This is a genomic window from Verrucosispora sp. TAA-831, assembly GCF_050780145.1.
In the GTDB taxonomy this organism is placed as follows: domain Bacteria; phylum Actinomycetota; class Actinomycetes; order Mycobacteriales; family Micromonosporaceae; genus Micromonospora.
Genome location: NZ_CP192240.1, coordinates 765,722 through 789,392, shown reverse-complemented (window position 1 = coordinate 789,392; position 23,671 = coordinate 765,722). Strand labels below are relative to the sequence as shown.

26 protein-coding genes, 1 tRNA gene and 1 pseudogene are annotated in these 23,671 nt (G+C 73.5%); 11 read left to right on the top strand and 17 right to left on the bottom strand.

All coding sequences use genetic code 11. From position 1 onward, the window contains the following. The first annotated feature begins 2 nt into the window (after positions 1 to 2). Both ACQVFL_RS03710 and ACQVFL_RS03705 read left to right on the top strand, forming a co-directional pair. Positions 3 to 695 carry a HEAT repeat domain-containing protein gene (locus ACQVFL_RS03710; RefSeq protein WP_396692385.1) on the top strand — a complete coding sequence of 231 codons (693 nt, stop codon included), beginning with the start codon at positions 3 to 5 and terminating at the stop codon, positions 693 to 695. After that, complete coding sequence (locus ACQVFL_RS03705) at positions 682 to 1,713, top strand: HEAT repeat domain-containing protein (RefSeq protein ID WP_431728687.1); 1,032 nt, start codon at positions 682 to 684, stop codon at positions 1,711 to 1,713. The genes ACQVFL_RS03710 and ACQVFL_RS03705 overlap by 14 nt, the downstream gene beginning before the upstream one ends. A 6-nt stretch (positions 1,714 to 1,719) precedes the next feature. On the opposite strand, the gene ACQVFL_RS03700 is transcribed toward ACQVFL_RS03705, so the two are convergent. Next, positions 1,720 to 2,493 carry a M23 family metallopeptidase gene (locus ACQVFL_RS03700; RefSeq protein ID WP_396692381.1) on the bottom strand — a complete coding sequence of 258 codons (774 nt, stop codon included), beginning with the start codon at positions 2,491 to 2,493 and terminating at the stop codon, positions 1,720 to 1,722. A gap of 113 nt (positions 2,494 to 2,606) precedes the next feature. Further along, a complete protein-coding gene (locus ACQVFL_RS03695) occupies positions 2,607 to 3,350 on the bottom strand; it encodes an SDR family NAD(P)-dependent oxidoreductase (RefSeq protein WP_396692379.1) in 744 nt (247 codons plus the stop codon). A 173-nt stretch (positions 3,351 to 3,523) separates the two neighbouring features. On the opposite strand from ACQVFL_RS03695, the gene ACQVFL_RS03690 reads away from it, so the two are divergent. Further along, on the top strand, positions 3,524 to 4,105 hold the full coding sequence (locus ACQVFL_RS03690; RefSeq protein WP_396692377.1) for a DM13 domain-containing protein: 582 nt from the start codon (positions 3,524 to 3,526) through the stop codon (positions 4,103 to 4,105). 125 nt (positions 4,106 to 4,230) lie between these two features. Then, positions 4,231 to 4,926: a proteasome protein gene (locus ACQVFL_RS03685; protein WP_396692375.1), complete on the top strand. Its 696-nt coding sequence runs from the start codon at positions 4,231 to 4,233 to the stop codon at positions 4,924 to 4,926. A gap of 102 nt (positions 4,927 to 5,028) precedes the next feature. Here the strand turns inward: ACQVFL_RS03685 and ACQVFL_RS03680 are convergent, their stop codons facing one another. Next, positions 5,029 to 5,487: an ArsI/CadI family heavy metal resistance metalloenzyme gene (locus ACQVFL_RS03680; RefSeq protein WP_431728686.1), complete on the bottom strand. Its 459-nt coding sequence runs from the start codon at positions 5,485 to 5,487 to the stop codon at positions 5,029 to 5,031. Positions 5,488 to 5,594: 107 nt separating this feature from the next. On the opposite strand from ACQVFL_RS03680, the gene ACQVFL_RS03675 reads away from it, so the two are divergent. Next, positions 5,595 to 5,963 (top strand): ArsR/SmtB family transcription factor, encoded by a 369-nt coding sequence (locus ACQVFL_RS03675; protein ID WP_431728685.1) that lies wholly within the window; start codon positions 5,595 to 5,597, stop codon positions 5,961 to 5,963. Between the two features lie 255 nt (positions 5,964 to 6,218). Here the strand turns inward: ACQVFL_RS03675 and ACQVFL_RS03670 are convergent, their stop codons facing one another. Continuing rightward, positions 6,219 to 7,769, bottom strand: coding sequence for a PLP-dependent aminotransferase family protein (locus tag ACQVFL_RS03670; protein WP_431728684.1), 1,551 nt, complete (start codon positions 7,767 to 7,769; stop codon positions 6,219 to 6,221). Between the two features lie 58 nt (positions 7,770 to 7,827). On the opposite strand from ACQVFL_RS03670, the gene ACQVFL_RS03665 reads away from it, so the two are divergent. Beyond that, on the top strand, positions 7,828 to 8,439 hold the full coding sequence (locus tag ACQVFL_RS03665) for a LysE family translocator (RefSeq protein WP_396692367.1): 612 nt from the start codon (positions 7,828 to 7,830) through the stop codon (positions 8,437 to 8,439). Positions 8,440 to 8,450: 11 nt separating this feature from the next. Further along, complete coding sequence (locus tag ACQVFL_RS03660) at positions 8,451 to 9,170, top strand: B3/B4 domain-containing protein (RefSeq protein ID WP_431728683.1); 720 nt, start codon at positions 8,451 to 8,453, stop codon at positions 9,168 to 9,170. A gap of 195 nt (positions 9,171 to 9,365) precedes the next feature. Here the strand turns inward: ACQVFL_RS03660 and ACQVFL_RS03655 are convergent. The 6 genes from ACQVFL_RS03655 to ACQVFL_RS03630 all read right to left on the bottom strand — a co-directional run bounded on the left by ACQVFL_RS03655 (position 9,366) and on the right by ACQVFL_RS03630 (position 15,799). Further along, positions 9,366 to 9,442, bottom strand: a tRNA-Ala gene (locus ACQVFL_RS03655). A 116-nt stretch (positions 9,443 to 9,558) separates the two neighbouring features. Then, on the bottom strand, positions 9,559 to 10,458 hold the full coding sequence (sepX, locus tag ACQVFL_RS03650; protein ID WP_431728682.1) for a divisome protein SepX/GlpR: 900 nt from the start codon (positions 10,456 to 10,458) through the stop codon (positions 9,559 to 9,561). Positions 10,459 to 10,643: 185 nt separating this feature from the next. Continuing rightward, on the bottom strand, positions 10,644 to 11,285 hold the full coding sequence (locus tag ACQVFL_RS03645; protein WP_396692363.1) for a GNAT family N-acetyltransferase: 642 nt from the start codon (positions 11,283 to 11,285) through the stop codon (positions 10,644 to 10,646). 30 nt (positions 11,286 to 11,315) lie between these two features. Beyond that, a complete protein-coding gene (locus tag ACQVFL_RS03640; RefSeq protein WP_396692361.1) occupies positions 11,316 to 12,629 on the bottom strand; it encodes a molybdopterin-binding protein in 1,314 nt (437 codons plus the stop codon). After that, positions 12,626 to 13,579, bottom strand: a complete 954-nt coding sequence (locus tag ACQVFL_RS03635) for a UTP--glucose-1-phosphate uridylyltransferase (protein WP_431728681.1) — start codon at positions 13,577 to 13,579, stop codon at positions 12,626 to 12,628. Before ACQVFL_RS03635 ends, ACQVFL_RS03640 begins: the two co-directional genes overlap by 4 nt. A 9-nt stretch (positions 13,580 to 13,588) precedes the next feature. Continuing rightward, positions 13,589 to 15,799 carry a diguanylate cyclase gene (locus ACQVFL_RS03630; protein WP_431728680.1) on the bottom strand — a complete coding sequence of 737 codons (2,211 nt, stop codon included), beginning with the start codon at positions 15,797 to 15,799 and terminating at the stop codon, positions 13,589 to 13,591. A gap of 118 nt (positions 15,800 to 15,917) precedes the next feature. Between ACQVFL_RS03630 and ACQVFL_RS03625 the strand changes: the two genes are divergently transcribed. Together ACQVFL_RS03625 and ACQVFL_RS03620 are read left to right on the top strand one after the other, a co-directional pair. Continuing rightward, the gene (locus ACQVFL_RS03625; protein WP_396692355.1) at positions 15,918 to 16,556 is read left to right on the top strand and encodes a 5-formyltetrahydrofolate cyclo-ligase; all 639 of its coding nucleotides are present in this window, start codon (positions 15,918 to 15,920) and stop codon (positions 16,554 to 16,556) included. After that, positions 16,483 to 16,710: pseudogene (locus tag ACQVFL_RS03620) on the top strand (FmdB family zinc ribbon protein); the annotation flags it as partial. The gene ACQVFL_RS03625 and the pseudogene ACQVFL_RS03620, both read left to right, overlap by 74 nt. Before the next feature lie 62 nt (positions 16,711 to 16,772). Here the strand turns inward: ACQVFL_RS03620 and ACQVFL_RS03615 are convergent. The 3 genes from ACQVFL_RS03615 to ACQVFL_RS03605 all read right to left on the bottom strand — a co-directional run bounded on the left by ACQVFL_RS03615 (position 16,773) and on the right by ACQVFL_RS03605 (position 18,311). Continuing rightward, positions 16,773 to 16,982: a hypothetical protein gene (locus tag ACQVFL_RS03615; protein ID WP_396692756.1), complete on the bottom strand. Its 210-nt coding sequence runs from the start codon at positions 16,980 to 16,982 to the stop codon at positions 16,773 to 16,775. Between the two features lie 76 nt (positions 16,983 to 17,058). Further along, a complete protein-coding gene (locus ACQVFL_RS03610) occupies positions 17,059 to 17,244 on the bottom strand; it encodes a hypothetical protein (protein ID WP_396692353.1) in 186 nt (61 codons plus the stop codon). A gap of 581 nt (positions 17,245 to 17,825) precedes the next feature. Further along, positions 17,826 to 18,311, bottom strand: a complete 486-nt coding sequence (locus ACQVFL_RS03605; RefSeq protein WP_396692351.1) for a DUF2231 domain-containing protein — start codon at positions 18,309 to 18,311, stop codon at positions 17,826 to 17,828. 198 nt (positions 18,312 to 18,509) lie between these two features. Between ACQVFL_RS03605 and ACQVFL_RS03600 the strand changes: the two genes are divergently transcribed. Together ACQVFL_RS03600 and ACQVFL_RS03595 are read left to right on the top strand one after the other, a co-directional pair. After that, entirely contained in the window at positions 18,510 to 18,938 is a 429-nt protein-coding gene (locus tag ACQVFL_RS03600) for a Fur family transcriptional regulator (protein ID WP_396692350.1), read from the top strand. A gap of 31 nt (positions 18,939 to 18,969) precedes the next feature. Continuing rightward, positions 18,970 to 19,827 (top strand): oxygenase MpaB family protein, encoded by an 858-nt coding sequence (locus tag ACQVFL_RS03595; protein WP_431728679.1) that lies wholly within the window; start codon positions 18,970 to 18,972, stop codon positions 19,825 to 19,827. A gap of 74 nt (positions 19,828 to 19,901) precedes the next feature. Here ACQVFL_RS03595 and ACQVFL_RS03590 read toward each other — a convergent pair whose 3' ends face one another. From ACQVFL_RS03590 to ACQVFL_RS03575, 4 genes are all read right to left on the bottom strand, one after another. Then, positions 19,902 to 20,744: a RecB family exonuclease gene (locus ACQVFL_RS03590; RefSeq protein WP_396692739.1), complete on the bottom strand. Its 843-nt coding sequence runs from the start codon at positions 20,742 to 20,744 to the stop codon at positions 19,902 to 19,904. A gap of 138 nt (positions 20,745 to 20,882) precedes the next feature. Then, positions 20,883 to 21,497: a MarC family protein gene (locus ACQVFL_RS03585; protein ID WP_396692346.1), complete on the bottom strand. Its 615-nt coding sequence runs from the start codon at positions 21,495 to 21,497 to the stop codon at positions 20,883 to 20,885. Between the two features lie 40 nt (positions 21,498 to 21,537). After that, positions 21,538 to 22,398: a PHP domain-containing protein gene (locus ACQVFL_RS03580; RefSeq protein WP_396692344.1), complete on the bottom strand. Its 861-nt coding sequence runs from the start codon at positions 22,396 to 22,398 to the stop codon at positions 21,538 to 21,540. Between the two features lie 24 nt (positions 22,399 to 22,422). Next, entirely contained in the window at positions 22,423 to 23,628 is a 1,206-nt protein-coding gene (locus ACQVFL_RS03575) for a hypothetical protein (protein ID WP_431728678.1), read from the bottom strand. Positions 23,629 to 23,671 lie beyond the last annotated feature (43 nt).

The window sequence follows — 23,671 nt, the reverse complement described above, 5'->3', positions numbered from 1 at the left end:
AGGTGGTTCCCATCGACTCGACAGGCAAGCCCACGCCCGACGCGCGAGTGGTCGCCGCGTTGGCCGCCGACGACTCGTCGAAACGACTCAACGCGGCGCTGGCCGTCGGCACACACCCGGACCCCGACCTGGTGGACACGCTCGTGGCCCGTTGCGGGGTCGAGCCGGACTTCTTCGTGCGCGACATGCTCACCTGGGCACTGACCCGGTTGCCGGCGGAGGTCACCGTGCCGAGGCTGCTGGCGGAACTCGACTCCGCCCACGCCCAGTCGCGCAGTCAGGCACTGCACACCCTGTCCAAGGTCGGGGACCGCAGCGTCTGGCCGGCGATCACGACCGCACTACTGCGCGACGCCGACGACACGGTGGCGCGGACCGCCTGGCGGGCGGCGGTCGTCCTGGTACCCGATACCGAGCGGTCGGCGCTGGCCACGGAGCTGGCCACACAGCTCGGCCGGGGCGACCGGGAGGTCCAGCTCAGCCTGAGTCAGGCCCTCGTCGCGCTGGCCGACGTGGTCGAGCCGGTCCTGGCGGCGGCGGCGACACACCGGGACCCGGCGGTACGGGTGCACGCCCGCGCCACGGAACGCCTGCTGCACGATCCGGACGCCGGATTCGACCTCGCCGTGCACGAGGCGAAACGGGTCGCGGCACTCGGCCCGGACCGGGAGGACGCGCCGGGTGCTGATCGGTGAGGTGGCCCGCCGCTCGGGGGTCAGTGCCCGGATGCTCCGGCACTACGACACGCTCGGGCTGGTCCGTCCGACCGGTCGTACGGTGGGCGGTTTCCGGGAGTACACCCCGGAGAACATCCGGCGGATCTTCCACGTGGAGGGGCTGCGCTCGCTGGGGCTGTCGCTGCGCGAGATCGGTCGTACCCTCGACGATCCCGGCTTCACCCCGGCGGCGCTGGTCGGCGACCTGATCCGGCGGACCGAGGAGCGGCTGCACCGGGAGCGCGAGTTGCTCGACCGGCTCCGCACCGTCGACGCCGCCGGGCCCGCCGACTGGCCGGAGGTGGCACGCCTCATCGAACTGCTGCACGGTCTCGGTTCGGGTAGTGCCGCCCGGCGTCAGCAGGCCGTCCTGACCGAGCACGAGTCGGCCCCCGCCGAGCTGCTGGCGGAGGCGGTGCTCAACGAGTCGGATCCGCACGTCGCCGGTGCGCTGCGGTGGGCGCTCGCGCGGGCGGCCGGGGGCGGTGTGGCCCGGGTGGCGTCCGGTCTGGCCTCGGGTGACGCCGAGGTCCGGCGGCGCGCGGTCCGGGCGCTCGCCGAGATGCCCGGCGACGAGGCGGGCGCCGCCCTCGTCGGCGCGCTCGCGGACTCCGAGCCGACCGTACGCGGACCGGCGGCGCTCGCGCTCGGTGCCCGGGGCGACACCCGGGCGGTACCGACGCTGGTCGGCCTCGTGGTCGACGGCCCCAACGACGTCGAGGCGGCCGAGCTGCTGGGCACGCTCGCCGAGGATCCGGCGTGGGCGGAACGGATCATGACGGCGCTGGCCGACGAACTCGCCGACCCGGAGGCGGACCCGGCGGCGCGGATGCGACTGGCCCAGGCCCTCGCCGAGATGCCGGGCACCCTGGCGGCGGACACGCTGCGCCGGTTGTCCCGCGACGACGACCGGCCGGTGGCGCTCGTCGCCTCGGCCCTGCTCGCCGTCCTCGACGGACGCGAGGGCGACGCCCGCGACCGGCGCGGGGCGACCTGACGCCGGTCAGGCCGGGACGTGCCCGTTCAGGTACGCGTTGATCTGGTCGATCTCCAGTTGGTTGAAGATCTCGGGCTGGTCGGCGGCCTGGTTCGAGTTGATGATCCGCTTGAAGAGGTTGTAGTGGGCCATCGACCGCAACCCGATGACGCGGTTGGGGGTGACCAGGTAGCCGGTGCCGCCGGTGCTCCAGATGAGGTACATGAGTCCGTCCTTGGTGAGAATCGCGGGTGGCTGGCCGGGCGCCCCGGCGTAGGGAGCGCCGGTGAGGATCGACTCCGGGTCCACGCGGTGCCCGTTCGGATGGAAGATCTCCAGGTGCAGGTGCGGCCCGGTGGAGCGGCCCGTCGAGCCGACGTCGCCGAGGTGCTGCCCGGCGGCGACCTGCGTGCCGGCCCGCACCACGGGTACGTCCCGCAGGTGCCCGTAGACGCTGCGCCACCCGTCGGCATGGCTGACCGTGGCGTGGTGGCCGAGTCCGGCGGCACTGTAGGTGACGCCGGTGACGGTGCCGGCCGCGATCGACCGGACCGGATAGCCGAGGATGCCGCCGTAGCTGTAGTCGGTGCCGTTGTGCTGTCGCCGCTCGCCGGTGATCGGGTCGACGCGTACCCCGAACGGTGAGGTGATCGGGACCCACTTGTCGAAGGGCCGGTTCCAGCGGGGCGTCGCCCCGTACGCCGCCTCGGCGAGCCACGCCTCCGGGATCACGCCGACGGCGAGGGTGGCGGTGATCAGGCCCAGCAGGCGTCGCCGATCGACCAGATGACCTTCGTCCACAACTGCTCCAGCCGGTAGCCGGGACACGTCCGTCGAGACCGCCGAGCAGAACGACAATCTTCGATCGAACGGGGTTTGGAGTCTAGGTCACCGCGCAGTCGCCACGCCACCGGTCAGGCGGTCGCACCGCCGTCGATCGCGATGGACGCGCCGGTGATGTGCCGGCCACCGTCACCCACCAGGTGACTGACGGTCGCGGCCACGTCGGCCGGCGACGCGTACCGCCCGAGGGCGATCTGCGTCCGCTGCGCGTCGGCACCGGCGCTGTCCGCCGGGTTCATGTCGGTGTCGGTCGAGCCGGGAAGGATCAGGTTGACGGTGATGCCGCGCGGGCCGAGTTCGCGGGCCAGCGCCCGGGTCAGCCCGTTCACCGCGCTCTTGGTCATCGCGTACGCGCTGACTCCGGGAGCGGGGACGCGGCTGGCGAAGCTGCTGCCGATGTTGACGATCCGCGCGCCCTCGCCCATGTGCCGCACCGCCGCCTGGGTGGCCAGGTACACCCCGCGTACGTTCACCGCGACCGCCCGGTCCAGCACCTCGAAGCTGACCGACTCGATCGACCCGCCCGCGAACACCCCCGCGTTGTTGATCAGGATGTCCAGCCGCCCAAGTTCGGCCACCGTCCGCTCCACCGCGCCGACGACCGCCGCCGGATCGGCACTGTCCGCACTGATCGACACGCCGGTACGCCCGTACGCCTCGATGTCGGCCAGCACGGACTTCGCGTTGTCCTCCGCGCTGCGGTAGGTGAACGCCACGTCGATCCCGTCCTCGGCGAGCCGGCGTGCGACGGCGGCGCCGATGCCCCGACTTCCCCCCGTGACGAGGGCGACCCTGCCGGCAGTTCTGACCGTCATAGCGCAATCCTGACAGTTCACTCAGGATCGCGATCATCCGGGTCACCGCTCACCCCAAGCCGACACGCGCCCCGCACCCACACCTGGACGCTGCGTCTACGGCCTGTCACACGCAACGTGACGTAAGAATCCGAAATGGACCGGGGCGGCGTCCGCCGACATAGGCTCCGGCGATGACGCGCAGACCCCTCACCTGGCTCCTGGTCGCCCTTCTGGGCGGAGGTGTGACATTCGGCCTCTACTGGTTCCAGCCGTGGAAGCTGTTCACCGATCAGGTGGTCGCCGAGATACTGCCGATCACCGACGCACCGGTGGCTGAGGGATCGACGCCGGCAGCGGTGGACCCCTCGGCCGACACGTCACCCTCCGCCGAACCGTCCGTCGCGCCGGGTCCGAGGAACGCGTTGCTGGCCAGCGGAGAGTTCGTCACGCACGAGCACGAGACCACCGGCACCGCCCGACTGATCCGGCTCGCGGACGGCAGTCACCAGTTGGCGCTACAGGACCTCGCCACCTCCAACGGCCCCGACCTGCGAGTCTGGCTCACCGACCAGCCGGTGCTCCCCGGCCGGGCCGGCTGGCACGTATTCGACGACGGGCGATGGCTCGAACTCGACCGGCTCAAGGGGAACCGGGGCGACCAGGTCTACGACATCCCCGCAGACGCGGATCTCGACGGCTTCCGCAGCGTCTCGATCTGGTGCAAGCGGTTCTCGGTGTCCTTCGGCGCAGCCGAACTACGGAAACCGTCCTGACCTGCTGCACGGGCAGGATGGGGCTCTCGTCTGCGCCGGCGAGCGGGCCGACACCTGTCGGGGTGTAGGCGGACGGGATGCCGGGTACCTCGCGCCCAACCCCGCAGCCCGCCCAGGAGGACCCCATGACCGTCGTACTCGCCATCGTTTGCAGCGACGGGGTGGTGATCGGCGCGGACTCCCAGATCACCGAGAGCGACCGCGGTCTGAGCTTCCCCGCCCAGAAGCTGCACCCGCTGGGTTCCTGCGCCGCCTGGGGCGGCAGCGGCGCGCGGGGCGTACTCAACGACCTGCGCCCCCTCCTTGAGGAGTCGGCCACCGCCATCCTCGAAGCACCCGACATCGGCGGCGAGTTGCAGGAGCGCGTCCTACCCGTCTTCAAGAAGCACTACGCGAACTACATCCCGGACGTGCCCGGCGAGGACGGCGGCGGCGGGGTGTCGGCGTACCTGCTCGCGGTCGGCTACAGCCAGGGCGGGCCGTGGATCGTGGAGATCAACCCCAACGGGCTCATCGGCCGCTACGAGGACGTCGGCTTCCACGCCATCGGCTCCGGCGCGCCCATGGCCCAGCAGGCGGGCGCGCTGCTGTCCCACTTCCGAATGACCACGCGCACCGTCGAGTACGGCGTGGTCGGCGTGGTCCGGGTGCTGGAGGCGCTGGAGCAGACCTCGCCGTCGGTCGGCAGGCCGTTCAGCGTCGCGTGCATCCGCGAGGAGGGCGCCCACCACCTCGACGACAAGGAGATCGCCAAAGCGCTCAAGGACGCCAAGCGCTGGCGCGACCTCGAACAGAAGGCACTCGACGGGCTGTTCGACTGACGTCGAAGCATGATCGCCGGCCCGCGACGTCCGCCCGGCTCGCACCTCCCGCGAGGGTCAAGGCGTTACGGGCGGGACGTCTGCGGCTGCGGCCGGGTGCCGTCAGCAGCAGGTGCCGGTGGCTGCGGCGGTGGCCGGCTCCTTGCCGGTGGCGGGGGTGCCGCAGGTCCTCGCGGTGGCCTTCTCCAGGTGGTCGGAGTCGGCCTTGACGGTGTAGACCTCCCAGGGTTCGTCACCGGGGCCACGCACCCAGACCTTGTCCTGGAGGGCGTAGCAGCATTCGGTGCTGTTCTCCTCCAGGGTGATCAGGCCGGATTCGGTGAGGCGCCGGGTGGCGGCGTTGACCTCTTCGGTGGTGGAGACCTCGACGCCCAGGTGGTCCAGCGCGGTCGGCCGGCCGGATTCGCCCTCCAGGAGCACGAGCTTCAACGGCGGGTCCTGGACGGCGAAGTTGGCGTAGCCGGGGCGACGCTTGGCCGGTCCGACGCCGAGCAGCTTCGAGTAGAAGGAGACGGACTCGTCGAGGTCGGACACGCGCAGGGCGAGTTGAACGCGGGACATGGGTTCTCCTCTCGACAGGACCGCCGTCTCCGATCCGCCCTGTCTAGATGACTTTCGAATCAGACCCCCACATTGCCCCTTGTTTTGAAATCTGTCAACCTAGACGCATGTCGAAACAAGCCGTGCCGGTGGTCGACCTGAACGCCGTGGCCTGCTGCGCCCCGATCGCGGCCCGTCCGATGGACGACGACCAGGCGGCGGTGGTCGCTCCGATGTTCAAGGCCCTGGGCGACCCGGTCCGGCTCCAGCTGATGTCGATGATCGCCTCGGTACCGGAGATCTGCGTCTGTGACCTGACCCCGGCGTTCGACCTGTCCGGACCCACCATCTCCCACCACCTCCGGGTGCTGCGGGACGCGGGCCTGGTGGACTCCGAGCGGCGGGGCACCTGGGTCTGGTACCGGGTCCGCCCCGAAGCCTTCCGCCAGCTCGGCGCACTGCTGGACATCCCCACGGCCACTGCGGCCACCGGGTGAGCCTCGCGCCGACCCGGCGGGCGAGCGCCGAGTTCACCGGTACGGCCCTGCTGGTCAGGCCGCGTACCGCGTGCTCGCCCTGGTTGTCGTCGCCACCGGGCTCCGGTGCTCTCAGCAGCCGCGCGGCGGCCTCGGCCGGGAAGGGGTCGCCCTGCCACTCGATCTCCCAGGTCCGGCCGCCGTTGCCTTGCCACCCGTCGAGATGGGTGGCGCCGTCGAGCGGCGAGCGCTTCCCCGAGCCCCGTTCGTGATGACTCAGCGCAGCGCGGCGGCCACGGTGGCGATGCCCTCCTCGATGGCCGAGGCGGAGTTGGCCGCGTAGCCGAGGACCAGGCCGGGTGGGTACGGCCGGCGGCAGTGCCAGGACAGCGGCTGCACCTTCACCCCACGGGCGAGAGTCGCCGCCGCCAACTCGGTGTCCATCACGGTGCCGTCCAGGGTGACGGTCAGGTGCAGCCCGGCCGCTGCCCCGTGCACGGTCGCCCTGGGCAGGTGACGTGCCAGGGCGGCGATCATCGCGTCCCGGCGGCGTACGTGCCGACGGCGCAGCAGCCGCAGTTGCCGTTCCAGCGCCCCGGAGGTGATCAGCTCGGCGAGGACCAGTTGCGGCAGAATCGCGTTGCCCAGGTCGGCGTTGCGTTTGGCGGCCACCACGGGGTTCCGGTACCGGCGGGGCACCAGCAGCCAGCCGATCCGCAGCGCCGGGGCGAGCAGCTTCGACACGCTGCCGGCGTAGCAGACCCGCTCCGGCAGGGTGGCCCGGAGCGCGGGCACCGGCGGGCGGTCGTAGCGGTGCTCGGCGTCGTAGTCGTCCTCGATGACCAGACCGCCGCTGCGGGCCCAGTCGGCGAGCCGGCGGCGCCGCTCGCCGTCGAGCACTACACCGGTCGGGAACTGGTGCGCGGGGGTGAGCATCACCGCGGGTGCCCTGCTGGCGGCCAGTTCGTCCACCCGCAGTCCGGCGGCGTCGACCGGGATCGGCACCGTGTCGAGCCGCCAGTTGTCGAGGTGTTGCCGGACGCCGAGGGAGCCGGGGTCCTCCACGCCGACCGTGGTGATGCCGTCGTCCGGCAGCACCTGGGCGAGCAGGCCGAGCGCCTGCGACACCCCGGTGGTGACGATCACCTCGGCCGGGTCGACGCTGATCCCCCGGTTGAGGGCCAGCCACCCGGCGACGGCGCGGCGCAGCGTCGGCGTCCCGCACGGGTCGCCGTAGCCGAGGTCCGGTGCGGCCAGCCGCCCCAGCACCACCTTCTCGGCCCGCAGCCAGGCCGCGCGGGGAAACGCCGCCAGATCGGGTACGCCGGGTGTCAGGTCGATCCGCGCCGGGGCGGTGCGTACCGCGTCGAAGGCGTCCGGGCCGGGTACCTGCGGGAACAGGACGGTGTCGTCCGACGATCGGACACCGGGTGTCCCCGAGGTCCGCGCGCCGCGCCCCGTCCCGGCGTCCGGCGGCGCCGCGACGGGGGTGGCGACCACCACGGTCCCGGCACGGCCCCGGCCGGCGAGGTGCCCCTCCTCCACCAGGCGCTGGTACGCCTCGACCACCACCCCCCGCGACACCCCGAGGTCGGCGGCGAGTATCCGGGTGGCGGGCAGCCTGGCGCCGACCGGTACCACCCCGTCGCCGATCGCCCGGCGTAGCCGGTGGGCAAGCCAGGCCGCCCGCCCACCCGCCGGAGCCTGCCCGATGTCGAGGTGCAGGAAGTCCGACCCGGCGTTGACCGGGGGCCCTGCCACTACCGGAGGCGTGACCGCCCTTTCGGTTATGGACCGGTCGGGCGGGGCTGTTTTGGCACTGTCCATCGGACCATTCTGGCGGCAGGGTTGCCGGTGTGCCATCACCGGACCAGGGAGCAACCTCGTGAGCATCGCGTTCCTGTTGACCACGCTCGTCGTGGTCGTCACCCCGGGCGCCGGGGTGCTGTTCACGCTCTCCGCCGGGCTGACCGGCGGGCGCCGGGCCGCCCTGGTCGCCGCGCTGGGCGGCACCCTGGGCACGGTGCCGCACCTGGTGGCGGCCGTGACCGGGCTCGCCGCGCTGCTGCACTCCAGCGCGCTCGCCTTCGACCTGGTCAAGTACCTGGGCGTGGGCTACCTGCTCTGGCTGGCCTTCGCCACGCTGCGGGACCGGGGTGCGATCACCGTGGACGACACCTCCCCCACCCGTCCGGCGGGCAAGGTCATCGTCTCGGCGGTGCTGATGAACCTGCTCAATCCGAAGTTGACGATCTTCTTTGTGGCGTTCCTGCCGCAGTTCGTCCACCCGGAGACGCCGGGCGCCCTCGGCCGGATGCTCGGGCTCGGCGCGGTGTTCACCGCCACCACGCTGGTGGTCTTCGTCGGCTATGGCCTGGGCGCCGCCGCCGTACGCCGACGCGTGCTCGACCGCCCCCGGGTGGCCGACTGGTTGCGCCGGTGCTTCGCCGGGTCGTTCCTGGCGCTGGGCCTGCTGCTGGCCCGCGCCGAGGCGTGAGGAGTCGAGGCGTGTACTTCCAGCACTCTCCCGAGGTCCGGGCCGAGCATCCGCCACTGGTCGCCGGTGTGCTGTACGCCGAGGGCGTCGCCGGTGAGCCGCGAACCGAACTGCCGCTGGCCGACCTGCTGGCGCAGGCCCGACAGCGGCTCGCCGCCGGCAGCGAAGCGGGTCTTGCGGAGATCCAGGCGTGGCGTCGGGCATTCGCCCGGATGGGGCTGGCTCCGACCAGGTACCGCTGCGCGTCGGAGTCCCTGCTGCGGCGGCTGCGTACCACCGGTGACCTGCCCCGGGTGCACCCGCTCGTCGACCTCGGCAACGCCGTCTCGGCCGCGTACGCGATCCCGGTCGGAATCCTCGACGTGGATCGCATCGGCGGTGGCATCGAGGCACGGCACGCCCGGGGCGACGAGCGTTACCTGACCTTGGGCGGTGCCGAGGAACGGCCCGACCCCGGTGAGGTGATCTTCGCCGACCCGCACGGACGGGCCCACGCCCGACGCTGGACCAACAGACAGAGCGGCTGGTCGGCGGTGCGCGAGGAGACCTCCACCGTGCTGGTGGTCGTCGAGGCGATGCACGACTCGGCCGCCACGGACGTACCGCGCCTGCTGGGCACACTCGCCGCCGAACTGGGCCGGGCGTGGGAGGTGCCCGCGCGGACGGCGCTGCTGACCCCGACCGCCCCGGATTTCCGCCTCGACCGTCCGGCCCCTTCGGATGGCGGCTGAGTCCGCAGTGGCTGCGGCCCGAGTCCGGTCACCACAACGTGCCGCACGGACCGTTGGCGCCGATCCCACCCGTTCGGCTTGATTTCGTCCGCCATGTGCCACGGCCTGGGGCTCCGTCCGACGGACGCCAGCCGGACAAATGATCAAGGGCGGGTTCTCGATCATCCGAGAACCCGCCCTTGATCTGCTGCTTCGTGGTGGAGCTGAGGGGATTTGAACCCCTGACCCCCTCGATGCGAACGAGGTGCGCTACCAGTCTGCGCCACAGCCCCTCCGCCGGTTCACCGGCGTTGGTCCCATCCGGCTTTCACCGGGCGGGCCGGCGACAAGGCTAACAGGTCGGCCGCCTTCGCCGCGAACCGCCCCGCCCCGCCCGACGCACGGCGGGTCAGGCGCTGTGGGAGCCCCGACCGGCCTCGTACGGACGGCCACGCAGGCCACCGGCGCGGCGGTAGGAGACCGAGCCGCCGCTGGCGGCCTGTGGCAGGTCGGCGGGGCGGTCCAGGCCCATGGCGGAACGCCGGACGGACTCCCGCTGGGCGGCCAGGCGACGCTGCGCCTCCCGGCGGGCCGCCGCGCGGCGTGCCTGTTCGCGGCGCACCTCGGCCTGCCGGGCGGCCAGCCAGGCGGCCTCGCGGGCCCGGGCACGCCGTCGGCGGCGATCGGCGAGTGCGCGGGCGCGCAGGTGCACGACGTACACGACGAGCAGGGTGCCGGTGACCGTGAAGCTGATCCAGAAGCCGGGGCCGACCACCAGGACGCCGACCAGTTCGACGGCGTTGAGCAGCACCAGGGCGGCGAGGACACGGCGGCGTCGGTAGACGGCCGGGGTGTGCTGTCGTCGGCGGTCGGGGCGGCGGCGCGGACGGCCACCGGCGGGCGTGACGGACCGCAGCCGACTCGGCCGGCCGGACCGACGCGAGGCGGGCGCGCCCTCGGCGGAGCCGGCCGATGCCGGGTCAGCGGAGCGCGCGGTCGGGACCGCGCCGCGCGGGGACCGGTCGTCCGGGGAGTCGCCGGCGTGGGGTGCGGGTGGTCCGGAGACGGGGGCGGCGAGCTGGCCCGAGCTGGGATCCTCGCTCAGGGTGACGACGAGGGCACGGGCCGGGTTGACCGGTCTGCGGCCGGGGACAGTGCGGCGTCGTCGGCGGCGCTGGAGCACCCGCGCCGTCGACTGCGCCCGCTCCGCCACCAACCGCTCGGCGGCGTCGTACCGGCGAACCAGCGCCGGAGCGAGAGCGAGCAGACCGGCGGCGGCGAGGACGGCGAGGAGCACCGAGGTCGGCACCCTCACCCCTCCCGTCACCAAGATTCGGAGCAACCGCCGACCGGCCGCAGGATCTTTCACCGATCGGCATCGGCGACGTGAATCATGCGGAGCGGGCAGCGCCTGCCGCAGCTTGCAGTTACCTGAGGTTACGGGTCAGGCTGGCCGGAACAACCGCGCCGCGCCGATTCCGCACGTGGGACGGCTCACGGCGTACGGGCGCGCAGCCGGTGCCAACGGGCCAGCAACCCGCCCTCGGCGGCGATCTCCTCGCTCGTCATCGCGTACCCGATGTGGTCCCGCCACGCACCGTCGATGTGCATGTAGCGCGCGTGGTACGCCTCCTCGCGGAAGCCCAGTTTCTCCACCACGCGGCGGGACGGCCCGTTCTCCGGCCGGATGTTGACCTCCACCCGGTGCAGCCCGCCGGGGCCGAAGGCGTGGTCGACGGCGAGCGCCATGGCGGTGGGGATCACGCCCTGGCCGGCGGCCCGCCGGTCCACCCAGTAGCCGACGTAGCCGGAGCAGAACGCCCGACGCACGATGCTGCCGATGTTGATGTGTCCGACCAGGCGTTCCACGCCGTCGGCGTACAGGCAGACCGCGAACGGCATGCCCTCGCCGGTACGCGCCGAGCGCCGCTGGTCGCGGTACACCCAGCGGAAGGTGGCCGGCGAGTTCAGCTCGGCCCAGTCACCGGCCGGCGTGGACTCCCACGGGGCCAGCCACTCCCGGTTGGCGCGGCGCACCTCGGACCAGGCCGCCGCGTCGGAGCGCCGGTACGGTCGCAGCAGCACCGGACCGTCGGAGAGCACCACCGGCCAGCCGGGCGCGCGTCGGAACCGCACCACTCCTCCACTCCCGAGCGTCACCCGGATTCACCGTCGACGGTCGAGCAGCAGCACGTCCACGGTGGAGCCGGCAGCGGCGGCGGTGACCCGCTCGCCGAGAACGAGAAGTCCGTTCGCCTCCGCCAGGCCGGAGAGGGTGAACGGACCGCCGTTGAGCGGTTGGACAGTGTAACCCCCACCCCGCCGCTCGGCGACGTGCGCGGGCCGGAACTCGCGCAGACCCACCGGTGAGGAGACCGTCTCCAGCAGGTGTGCCCGCACGCTGGGGCGGAAGACCGGTTCGGCGCCCGCCAGCAGGTTGATCGCGGGGCGGGCCAGCACCTCGAAACCGATCATCGCGGCGCCCGGGTCGCCGGGTAGGCACACCACCGGCACCTCCTCGGCGCCGACGGTGCCGAACCCGAGGGCGGTGCCCGGATAGAGCGCCACGTCGGTGAAGGTGACCGGTCCGGCGCGGCTGCCCTCCCGTCGGGACAGGATGCGACGGACCATGTCGCCGGGGCCGGTGCCGGTGCCGCCGGTGGTGATGATCAGGTCGGCCCGTAGGGTCTGGTCCTCCAGCAGGCCGCGCAGCCCCTCCGGGTCGTCGTCGCAGATGCCCACCCGGTACGCCAGGGCGCCCGCCTCGGCCGCCGCCGCGGTCAACGCGTGCGAGTTGGCGTCGACCACCTGGCCGGGCTGGCTGCCCCGGCCCACGTCCACCAGTTCGTCGCCGGTGGCCACGATCACGACCCGGGGGCTGGGGCGGACCACCACGTGTCCGATGCCGGTGGCGGCGAAGACCGCGACCAGCGCCGGTGAGACGTACGTGCCGGCGCGGGCGAGCAGGGTGCCGGCGGCCACCTCCTCACCGGCCCGGCGTACGCCGTAGCCCCGCTTCGGTGCGCGGAAGATCTCCACCGCCGCCATGCCCTGGTCGGTCCACTCGACCGGGACGACCACGTCGGCGGCGACCGGCAGTGGTGCTCCGGCGGCCACCGAGAAACACGAGCCGGGGGTGAGGCGGACCGGCCGCCAGCTCGCCGCGCCGAGGTCACCGACCACGTTGAGGCGTACCGTGCGGCCACCCGGACGGCCGGACTGGGCCGGGACGTATCCCACGCCCCGGGCCCCACCGGCGATGTCCTCCCAGCGCGCGGCGTACCCGTCCACGGCCGCCTGGTCGAAGGCCGGGAACGAGTGCGGTGCGACGACGTCCTCGGCGAGGACGTTGCCGTGCGCCTGGGTGAGGTCGAGGTCGAGCGGAGGCAGCGCGCGTAACCTGCGCAGCACGCTGCCCAGGTAGTCGGCGAGCGGCGTCAACCCGTTTTCGGCCGCCTCGGCGTCGGCCGTCGCGGTCATGTATTCGGACCGCCCGACTGGTCGGAGTTGACGAACTCGGCCAGCCACTTGCGGAACTCGCTGCCCAGGTCCTCGCGCTCGCTGGCGATCTGGACGACGGTCTGCAGGTACCCCAGCGGCATGCCGGTGTCGTAGCGGATGCCCCGATAGACGATCGCGTGCACCGGGGTGCCCTCGGTCCGCAGCAGCTCCATCGCGTCGGTGAGCTGGATCTCGCCGCCGCTGCCGGGCCTGGTACGCCGGATCGCGTCGAAGATCTTGCCAGGCAGGACGTACCGGCCGAGCACGGCCAGGTTGCTCGGCGCCTCCTCCGGCTTGGGCTTCTCCACCATGCCGGTGACCCGGACGACCTCGCCGATGTCGGTCAGCTCGGACTCGGCCGGCTCGACCGAGGCGATGCCGTAGCGCGTGGTCTCGGCCGGGTCGACCTCGAAGAAGGCGAGCACCACGCCACCGGTACGCGCCTGTAGCTCCAACATGGCCGGCAGCAGCGGCTCGGAGAGGTTGACGAACTCGTCACCGAGCATCACCGCGAAGGGCTGGTCGCCGACGTGGGACTCGGCGTACCCGACGGCGTGGCCGAGGCCGAGCTGCTCGGGCTGGCGGCAGGTGTAGATGGCGGCCAGTTCCTCGGTGCGCTTGACGGCGGCCAGCAACTCGGGCTTCTCGGCGAGCCGTTCCTCAAGGTCGGGGCGACGGTCGAAGTGGTCGACCATCGATGTCTTGCCGCGCCCGGTGATCAGGAGCACGTCGCCGATACCGGCCTGGGCGGCCTCCTCGACGATGTACTGCAACACGGGTCGGTCGACGACCGGCAGCAGCTCCTTGGGTACCGCCTTGGTCGCCGGCAGGAACCGGGTGGCCAGGCCGGCGGCCGGGATGACGGCCTTGACGGCACGGGGACGACCGGTGGCGGCGGTCGCTGAGGGGTTCGCTGAGTGCTCCGACATGTCGCGAGACTATCGGCCGAGGCCGTGACGCGGCGGCCGAGGACCGGAAGACGCGCCGCCCGCCGGAGCAGTTCTGCCGGTCGTGGCGGAGCCGGCCCCGGCCGGTTCGTCATCGGTGGTCGGTTCGCCCGGATCGCCCTCGGGCCCGGCCCTGGGCAGCCCGTCCTGCGGGGTACGGGTCGCCACCAGCACCGGTAGCTCCCGGGTGGCGGACGCCTCCCGGGCGGGAGCCAGCCGCCAGGTGTCCCGGCCCCCCGTCTTGGCGGCGTACAGCGCCTCGTCCGCCGCTTGGAGCACCTGCGGCCCGGTGTCGGCGTGGTCCGGGAAGACGGCGATCCCGATCGATACCGTCATCGGCACGCTGTCCGGTGCCCCGGAGTTCCGTGCCACGTGGACCGGACTGTCCCGGACGGCCGCGGCGAGCCGCTCGGCGACGATCGTCGCACCCCGGGCGTCGGTCTCCGGCAGCAGCACCACGAACTCCTCCCCGCCCTGCCGGAAGGCGAGGTCCACCTCGCGGATCTCGCCCCGCACGCGTCGGGCGAACTCGGCCAGCACGGCGTCCCCGGCCGGATGTCCGTACGTGTCGTTGATCCGCTTGAACCGGTCCAGATCCAGCACGAGGACGCTGACCGTCCGGCCGAACCGGCTGGCCCGTTCCACCTCCCGACGTACCGACTCGCGCAGGTAGCGGTAGTTCCACAGCCCGGTCAGCGGGTCGGTGAGCGAGAGTCGTTGCGCCTCCTCGTGGACGCGGACGTTCTCCACCGCCACCGCCGCGTGCCCGGCGAAGGTGCGCAGCGTGGCCAGGTCGTCGTCGTCGAACTCGGCCCCGCCCGGCCGGTCGTAGAGAGCGAGCACGCCGAGCACGGTCTCCGGCGGGCCGGGGTCGGCGCGTACGCCCGCCTCGGGCGCGGTGAACGGCACCGCGACGTACGTCCGGCAGGGCGGTTCGCCGACGCCCTCGGCCGGTTCCACCCGTCCCCGACAGGGACGGCCGGTCGCCGCGACCTCGCCCAGCAGTCCGCTGCCCACCGGCACCGACCCGGTGCCGGGCCAGCGCCCGTCGAGCCCCTCGGAGCACTGGGCGACCAACACGCCGCCCGGCTCGGTGAGCAGCACCGCACCCGCCCGGGCGCCGGTCGCGGCGAGCGCGCTGCGCAGGATCACCCGCAGGATCCGTTGCAGGTCGTGCGTACTGGCCAGGGTGTCCCCCAGCACCGCGAGGTGCCCGCGTAGCTGGTCGCGGCTGGCGGCCAGCGCCGCCAGGTAGCCACCGGTCTCCTGGGCCATCCGGTTGAACGCGGCGGCCAGCCGGCCGATCTCGTCGTCGCTGCGTATTGGTACCCGCGCGGTCAGGTCGCCGGCCGCCACCCGGTCCACCGCACCGGCGAGTTCCACCAGCGGACGGGTGGTCACCCGGGCCAGCCGCCAGGCGGCGGCGACCCCCACCAGGGCGGCCAGCAGCACCACGCCGACCAGCACGGCGTGCAGGCCGGGCGGCTGGTCACTGGGCACCGAGAGGACCAGGTGCAGCGGTTGGCCGGGCATCGGACCGGCGCGGCGCAGGTACCGGCCGTCCGGCGTGCCGGTCACCCGCTCGCCGCGCAGCGACGGGGCTGCGGCGAGGACCTCGTCCCGGCCGGTGGCCGACTCCGTGGTGTGCGCGACGTGCGACGCGCCGCCGCCGTCGAGCAGGGTCACCGCGACGCCGGTCACCGCGGCGAGCCGCGCCACGAACCGGGGGTCGACCGGCTGGGCGGCGGAGACCGTGCCGAGCGCCGCGCCGCCCGGGTCGCGCAGTTCCACCCGGACGGCGAGGGCACCGACCGGTCCGGCGGTGGCCGGGCCGAGACCGACCGTGGGTGGCGCCGGTGGGCCGCAGTCCCGCCAGGGGGCGGGCGGGGCGTCCGGGGTGGCGAAGCTGACCCGGCCGGCCACGTCGGTGACCAGCACCGCCGAGGCAAGGCCCCGGCTGACCACCTGACTGGCGGCACCCGACCGGTCGGCGGTGAGCGCGACCGCGTCCGCCGCGGCACGGAGCTGCTGGCAGAGCGCGTCGATCGAGGTACGCACGGCGGTCGCGGCCACCGCGAGTCGCTCGGTGGCGCGGCTGCGGTCCATCGTCGCCACGGTGGAGGCGACGAAGACGGCACCGAGCAGGACCGGGCCGAACGCCACGGCCAGGAACGCCGCGGTCAACCGCCCCCGTAGCGTCAACGCCTCCCCTTCCCCCCGGAAGTCGCGCGACCGTCGCCTGCGATGCTGACACAGAGCAACGGCGCGACACGCGTTGCGTGAGGGGTGTTGCGTGCCGGAATTTGCGGAAGGAGCGGAAGTGACGCATGACGCGAAGCGGGCGGCACGGGTGACGCTGCTGGCCCGCCGTCGGGCGTACACCGCCGCCGAACGCGAGGCCGCAGCCGGGGCCGTCCAGGTCGCACTGGTGAGCCTGGTACGCCGGCTGCGGCCGACCCGGGTGGCCGCGTACGCGCCGGTGGGCGGCGAGCCGGGCGGCCCGGACCTGCCGGCGGTGCTCGCCGACGCGCTGCCGCCCGGCGCCGACCTGTTGCTGCCGGTGCTCCGCGACGACCTGGACCTGGACTGGGCCCGCTGGGCGGGTGCCGACGCGATGGTCGCCGCCGGACGGGGCATCCGTGAGCCGGACACCCCTCGGCTGGGTGTCGACGCGATCGCCTCGGCCGGGTTGGTCGTGGTGCCCGCCCTCGCCGTCGACCGTCGGGGCGTACGCCTGGGCCGAGGTGGCGGCTCGTACGACCGGGCGCTGGCCCGGGTGCCCACGACCGCCCTCACGGTGACGCCCCTGTACGACGGCGAACTGCTCGACGAGGTCCCGGCCGAGCCGCACGACCGCGCGGTACGCGCGGCACTCACGCCGAGCGGTGGCCTGCACCCGCTCGCGACCTCCTCGGGTGTCGCGCCACACACTTCCGCTGGACGAACCGGCCCCCGATGACGCACCATTGGCACTCGAATACGTCGAGTGCCAACCGGCCGTGTCAGACCCGGAGGAGAACGTGCCCACGTACCAGTACGCCTGCACCGCGTGCGGTCACCAGCTCGAGGCGGTGCAGTCCTTCTCCGACGAGCCGCTGACCGACTGCCCCGCGTGCGAGGGGCGGCTGCGGAAGCTCTTCAACTCCGTCGGCATCGTCTTCAAGGGTTCCGGCTTCTACCGCACCGACTCCCGCTCCAACGGCTCGGCGAGCACCGACACCGCGTCGAGCCCGAGCAAGTCGACCTCGTCCGAGTCGTCGTCCTCCTCGACCGGCTCGACCTCCTCGTCGAGCAGCTCGTCGTCCGGCAGCGCCGGCTCCTCGGGCGGATCCTCGGGCGGTTCGTCCGGCGGCGGCACGAGCAAGGCCCCGGCGGCGGCCGGCACCCCCTGACGGTGCCTGACCGGGCCCGCGTCGCCCCGCGTCGTCGATCACGACGGTCGCCGGGCGACGGCCCGGCGTTCAGTCCCAGTGCGGCGGACGCTCGGCGAGCAGCCAGTCGTCGTTGCCGCCGGTCCGCTCGCCCCAGCCACGATCGGTGTCGTCGGTGCTCTGCTCGGGCAGCACCACGAAGTCGTCCTCGCTCAGGTCGACCGCGCGATCCTCGTCGCGCCGCCCGCCCGGATCCCCACTCGTCACGAGCGCCAAGGCTAACGCACCTGCGGACCGCCCCCGGGACCGTCGACCACGCGCCGGGGCGGGCCGATCGCGGCTGGCCGGATACGGCGCGGCCGACGGCGTGGCGTACCGGTCGTTGGTAGCGTCGGACGACGTGACGACGCCCCACCCCGGCCCGGTCTCCGACGACCCCTGGCGCCGGCCCGTACCCGGGGGCGGGCCCACGCCCGACACCGGTGCCGAGTCCCCCGTCGGCGCGCCGCCGGAGCCCGCCGAGCCCACGCCACGCCGACCCGCGTCCGATGATCCCTGGCGTCCACCGACGGCCACGGGCGCCGCGACCGACCCGGGCGGCGGCGCGCCGGGCGGTCACGGACCGGCTGGATACGGCGGGCCGCCGCCCACCACCGCACCGCCGCCCGGATGGCGTCCGCCCGTGCATCTCCAGGCGCCACCACCACGGCGGCTACCGACTCAGGACATGGCGGCGTTGGACGCGCAGGAACAGCGCGCGCAGCGGCTGACCTGGGTGATCGGTGGGATCGCGGGTGCCGTCCTCGTGGTGTTGGTCTGCCTGCTCTGCACGCGGATCTTCTTCTGACGGCGGGCCGTCAGTCGAAGGTGTTGCCCCAGACCATCTCGGAACCCGAGTGACCGGTGAGCCAGACGTAGACGAGCGCGGCCACACCCGCCCCGATCACCAGCACCGACAGCACCGGGGTCAGCCAGTTCGGCAGCTTCGGCGCCCGGGGGTGGCTGCTGGTGGCCACCAGCAGCAGGATCGTCACCAGGGCGAGCCCCAGCGTGATCAGGAACAGCACGTCACCGTAGGCGGCGTGCGCGTTCATCTGGTCGATGATCTCGCCGGAGAAGCCCCGGGCGATCTGTCGCTCCTGAAGGGCCTCGCCGGACTGCACGCTGACGAACGCCGTGATCGGCGCGACGACCGCGAGGAGCGCCACCGCCCAGTCCAGGCGGGAACGGAATCTCGGCAGCGCGATGTACGCGGCGGCGAGCAACACCAGCAGTGGTACGAAGACCACGACCGCATGCACGACGAGCACGTGCATGGGCAGGCCCAGCGCCTTCTCGAACATCGGCACCTCCGGCGATAGGTGATCGTGACATGTCAGCGTACGGGCCGGGGGTGGACCCGCCCAGTGCGCTCCTGCTTGACACGGCCCTGCGGCGTCCGGGGTTCACCGAGACGTCATCCGGGCGGACTGGCCTGTGGCCCGAGCCACCGAACTCAGCGCGCTGTTGTCCGGTCGGGGCGACCGTGCTGTCATTGACGCATGTCCAGCGGTGCGGATCTGCTGCGGTCGCACGGCCTGCGGGTCACCCGGCCCCGCCTCGCCGTACTCGACGTGTTGGCGGAGGGCGGTCACCTGGACGTCGACGAGATCACCCGACGGGTACGGGAGCGGATCGACTCGGTCTCCACCCAGGCGGTCTACGACGTGCTCGGGGCGCTCTCCCGGGCCGGGCTGTCCCGCCGGATCGAGCCGGCCGGCAGCCCCGCCCGCTACGAGGCCCGGGTCGGTGACAACCATCACCACGTGGTGTGCCGGGGCTGCGGCGAGATCGCCGACGTGGACTGCGCCGTCGGCGAGGCCCCCTGCCTCGATCCGCGTACGACGGCGGGCTTCCACGTCGACGAGGCCGAGGTCACCTTCTGGGGGCTCTGCCCCGGTTGCCAGGCCCGCCGTTCCGCCGACTCCTGAACGTCCCGGCTTCCCGTGGCACGCTTGGCGGGTGGATTCCACTGACACCGGCCTGTTCGGTCCCGACTCGGTCACCTGGAAACTGCACGCGGAACCGATCCTGCTCCTCGCCGGGCTGCGCTCGCTCTACCTCCAGGCGCTGCACCCCCGGGCGATGGCCGGGGTGGCCCAGAACAGCAACTACCGCCGGGACGCCTGGGGCCGACTGATCCGCACCGCCACCTACGTCGGCACCACCGTCTACGGCACCACGGCCGAGGCGGAGGAGGCGGGGCTGCGGCTACGCCGGCTGCACGCCCGGATGACGGCCGTCGACCCGGCCACCGGGGAGCGGTTCCGGATCGACGAACCGGACCTGCTGCGCTGGGTCCACGTCACCGAGGTGGAGTCGTTCCTCGACACCGCCCGCCGGGCCGGTGTGCCGCTCGACGACGCCGAGGTGGACGGCTACTACACCGAGCAACGGCGCTCGGCCGCGCTGGTCGGGCTGGACCCGGCGACCGTCCCGGGGACCGCCGCCGAGGTGGCCGAGTACTACCGCCGGGTCCGCCCGGAGCTGCGGATGACCAAGGAGGCCGCCGAGACGGCCCTGTTCCTGACCGCGCCGCCGCTGCCGTGGAAGCTCAGCCTGCCCGCCCGGGTCGGGCTCAACCTGGGGCCGCTGAGGTGGGCGTATCTGGGCGTGGCCGGCACCGCGCTGGCGCTGCTGCCCGGCTGGGCCCAACGACTGTACGGCGGGCTGGGCCTGCCGACCACCGCCCTGTCGGCGGGCGTGACGGCACGCGCGCTGCGGCTCGCCCTCACCGCGCTGCCGCGAGACTGGCGGGAGGGGCCGATGCGACGCGCCGCCGAGGAACGGGCGGCCCGGGCTGCTGCCCTGTCCGACTGACCGGACGGCTGCCCCTCGGCTCGGGTCGAGAGCCTGGCGAGGCGACTCGACCCCGACTCAGCCCGGCGCGCGGCTCAGCCCGGCTCGGCCGGGGGTGCGGCGGGGCGGTCGACGGCCGCCCAGGGCTCCTTGCCCGGCTGCTCGGCACCGGCCGGGCAGGTGCGCCGGAAATCGCACCAGGCACAGCGTGGGCCGGGCGTGGTCGGGAAGGCCGCGTCCGGATCACCGCCGTCGGCGACCGACCGCTCGGCGGCCATGATGTCCTGGGCGGTCTGCTCGGCCCGGGTCACCTGCCGGGCCAACGAGTCGACGGTGTGCTCGTGCGCGGCGACCGTGCCGCTGGGCAGGTGGTGCAGTTCGACCCGGCGGCACGGGCGACGGAACACCCGCTCGGCCGCGTACGCGTAGAGCGCCAGCGCCTGGGAGCCCCGGGCGTCGTCCGCGTCCATCCCGGTGCGGCCGGTCTTGTAGTCGACGATGACCAGCTCGGGGCCGTCGGGCCCGGGTCGGGAGTCGATCCGGTCGGTGCGCCCGTTGAACGCCAGCACCCCGGTCTTGGTCGCCACCACCCGCTCCACGCCGACCGGCTCGTCGGCCGGGTCCAGCCCGCCGACGTACGTCTCCAGCCAGCCCAGCGCCCGTCGGTAGACGTCCCGTTCCTGCGCGTCGTCGCGGTAGCCGTCCCGCACCCAGGTGCCCTTGAGCAGGGTGGGCAGCACCTCCGGACGACGCCGGTCGGCGGGCAGCGCATACCAGTTCTTCAGGGCGGTGTGCACGCTGGCGCCGAGTGAGTTGTGCGCCCAGGGCGGTCCCTTGGGCGGGGCGGGCCGGTCCACGTACGAGTAGCGGTAGCGCCGGGGGCAGTCCGCGTACGCACCCAGTTTGCTCGGGGTGCAGACGAACAGCCGCTCCGGCATGCCCTCGAAACCGAGTTGCTCGGGCTGCCCGTCACGGGGCCGGGGCGCGCGGCCACCGGCGGCGGGTCGTCCTGCTGGGGAGGCTCGTCGCACGGCCCCGATCCTGCCATCCACCACCGACAGTCGCAGCGGCGGCGCTCAGCCACCCCCGCTGTACTGGGTCACGAACGCGGCGATCGCGTCCGCGATGAGCTGCACCGCGATCGCGGCCAGCAGCAGGCCGGCGATCCGGGTGAGCACCTCGATGCCGCCCGGACGCAGCACCTTGACGATCCCGCCGGAGAAGCGCAGCACCACCCAGACCGCGAGCATCACCGCGACGATCGCGGCGGCGATCGCGGTGTAGTCGGCCGTCCGGTCGGCCTGCTGGACGAAGAGCATGGTCGCCACGATCGCGCCGGGACCGGCGAGCAGCGGCGTACCCAGGGGCACCAGGGCGATGTTGGAGGTGGCCTGCTTGGTCGGGTCGTCGGTCTTGCCGGTGAGCAACTCCAACGCGACCAGGATCAGCAGCAGCCCACCGGCCGCCTGCAACGCCGGCAGGTCCACGTGCAGGTAGGCGAGCAGGGTCTGGCCGGCGACCGCGAAGACCACGATCACGCCGAGCGCCAACGCGACCGCCTGCCAGGCCGCGCGGTTGCGCTCCCGCGCCGACAGCGGGCCGGTCAACGCCAGGAAGATCGGCATCATGCCGGGCGGGTCGACGATCACCAGCAGGGTCACGAAGACCTCGCCGAAGAGCTTGAGATCCACCCGGTCACCGTAGCGGCGGCCGACGGGACCGAACCCGAGGTCAGCCCGAAGCGACCTCGGTCACCCCGGACGCGGTGGCGACGAGGCGCTCGTACTCCTCGGGCGCGGTGGTGAAGGCGCCGAGCCGGACGGTCTTGTGCGTGCCGTGGAAGTCCGACGACCCGGTGACCAGCAGGCCCAGGTCGGCGGCGAGCCCGCGGACGTGGGCCCGCTCGGCGGGCGAGTGGTCCTCGTGGTCGGCCTCCAGTCCGGCCAGGCCGACCCCCGCCAGTTCGGCGATCAGCGTGTCCGGCACGATCGGGCCACGTCGGCTGGCCCGGGGATGGGCGAACACCGGCACCCCGCCGGCCGCCCGGACCAGCCGGACCGCCTGGAAGACGTCGATGTCCTCCTTCGGCAGGCGGTACCGCTCCCCCAGCCACTCCGGCCCGAACGCCGCGCTGGTGGTGGCGACCAGCCCGGCCCTGATCAGCGCCTGCGCGATGTGTGGTCGCCCGACCGTCCCACCGCCCGCCGTGGCCAGGATCTCCGGCCACCGTACGTCGACACCATCGGCTCGCAGCAGCTCCACGGTGCGTTCGCCACGGGTCAACCGGGCGGCCCGCATCCGGGCCAGCTCGGCGACCAACTCCGGATGCTCCGGGTCGAACAGGTACGCCAGCAGGTGCAGCGACATCGGCGGCTGCTCGCCGTACCAGCGGCAGGACAGTTCGGCACCGCGTACCAGGCGCAGTCCGGGCGGCAGCGCCCGCACGGCGGGTGCCCAGCCGGCGGTGGTGTCGTGGTCGGTGATCGCCACCACGTCCAGCCCGGCCTCGGCGGCGGCGCGGACCAGCTCGGCAGGACCGAGCGTGCCGTCGCTGGCCGTGGAGTGGGTGTGCAGGTCGATCCGGGGGCTCATCGCCCGACGCTACCGGGCCGGCGGTCAGCCACCGGTCACCACCACCAGCGGCTCGTCGTCGCGCAGGCCGGGGACGGTGACCCGGACGGCGGACCGACCGGCACGGACCCGCTCGGCGTCCACCCGGACCAGCGCACCGGTCGCGTCGGCGTAGTGCGCCACGTCCGGCACGCTCCAGGACACCGTGCCGGTCATCGCCGGTCCGGCGGGCTGGACCGGGACGGTCGGATCGAGTCGGGTCAGGTCGACCAGCAGCGCCCGGTCCTGCTCGCCGACGCGCCCGTTGACCAGCAGCCACCGCCCGTCCGGGGAGACCGCCCCGAGGCCGTCGCCCTCGATCGTGGGGCCGCAGGCCGGCGGGTCGGGTGGGCGAAGGTCCACCGGATCGAGCAGGGTCAGGCAGGCGTCCTCGGGCGTCTCGGCGGGCACCTCGCCGACCAGGCGTCCGTCCGGCAGCGCACCGAAGATCCGCTGGCTGGTCCGGTCCGTGCCCTCGTCGAGTGGGCCCGGACGCAGCGGCCAGAGCACGTGGCCGGGAAGGGCGGGGTCGAGTCGTACCAGCACCGCGCCGTCGACGAACCGCAGCGGTACGGCCGTGGCCGGCGCGTCGGCGCGTACGGTGCCGGTCAGTTCGCCGTCCACGATGCCGGCGGCGGCCAACACCCGGTCCTGCTTCCAGGCGACCTGCCGGCCGGACCGGTCGAGGACGATCTCGTCGGCGCCCGCCAGCAGCGCCCGGGCGGTCCCGTCGGCCGCCACCGCCCACAGCGACCGACCGGACAGCGACGGTTCGCCGACGGCCAGCCAGCCCCGCCCGTCGGTGAGACGGTGTACGCGCTCCACCGCACCGATCCCGATCAGGGTCACCCGGCGGCCCTGCGCGGTGGCGATCGTCCGGTTCACCAGCAGATCGACCTCGGCCAGCGGAGTCTCGGTGCTCGGGCCGGGCGGCGGCAGGCTGGTGCGGTACGCGTCCGGCGCGGGGTTGGGGTCGGCGATCACCACCCGGTCGGCCCCGTGCGGCGCGCGGTCGTCGCGAAGCTGCATCGCACCGGCGCTGACCAGCACGATCGCGGACGCGGCCAGGCTCATTCCGGCCACCGTGCGACGACGCTGGACGCGGTTGGCCCGGCGGAGCACCGTACTCGCCGGGTCGTGCGGGGCGCGTGGGGTCGCCACCTGCCGGGAGAACGTCTCCCGGACGGCGCGCTCCAACTCGTCCTGCGACACGTTGACGAGACGATCCGAAGTCCCGGTCCGGTTGTCACGACCT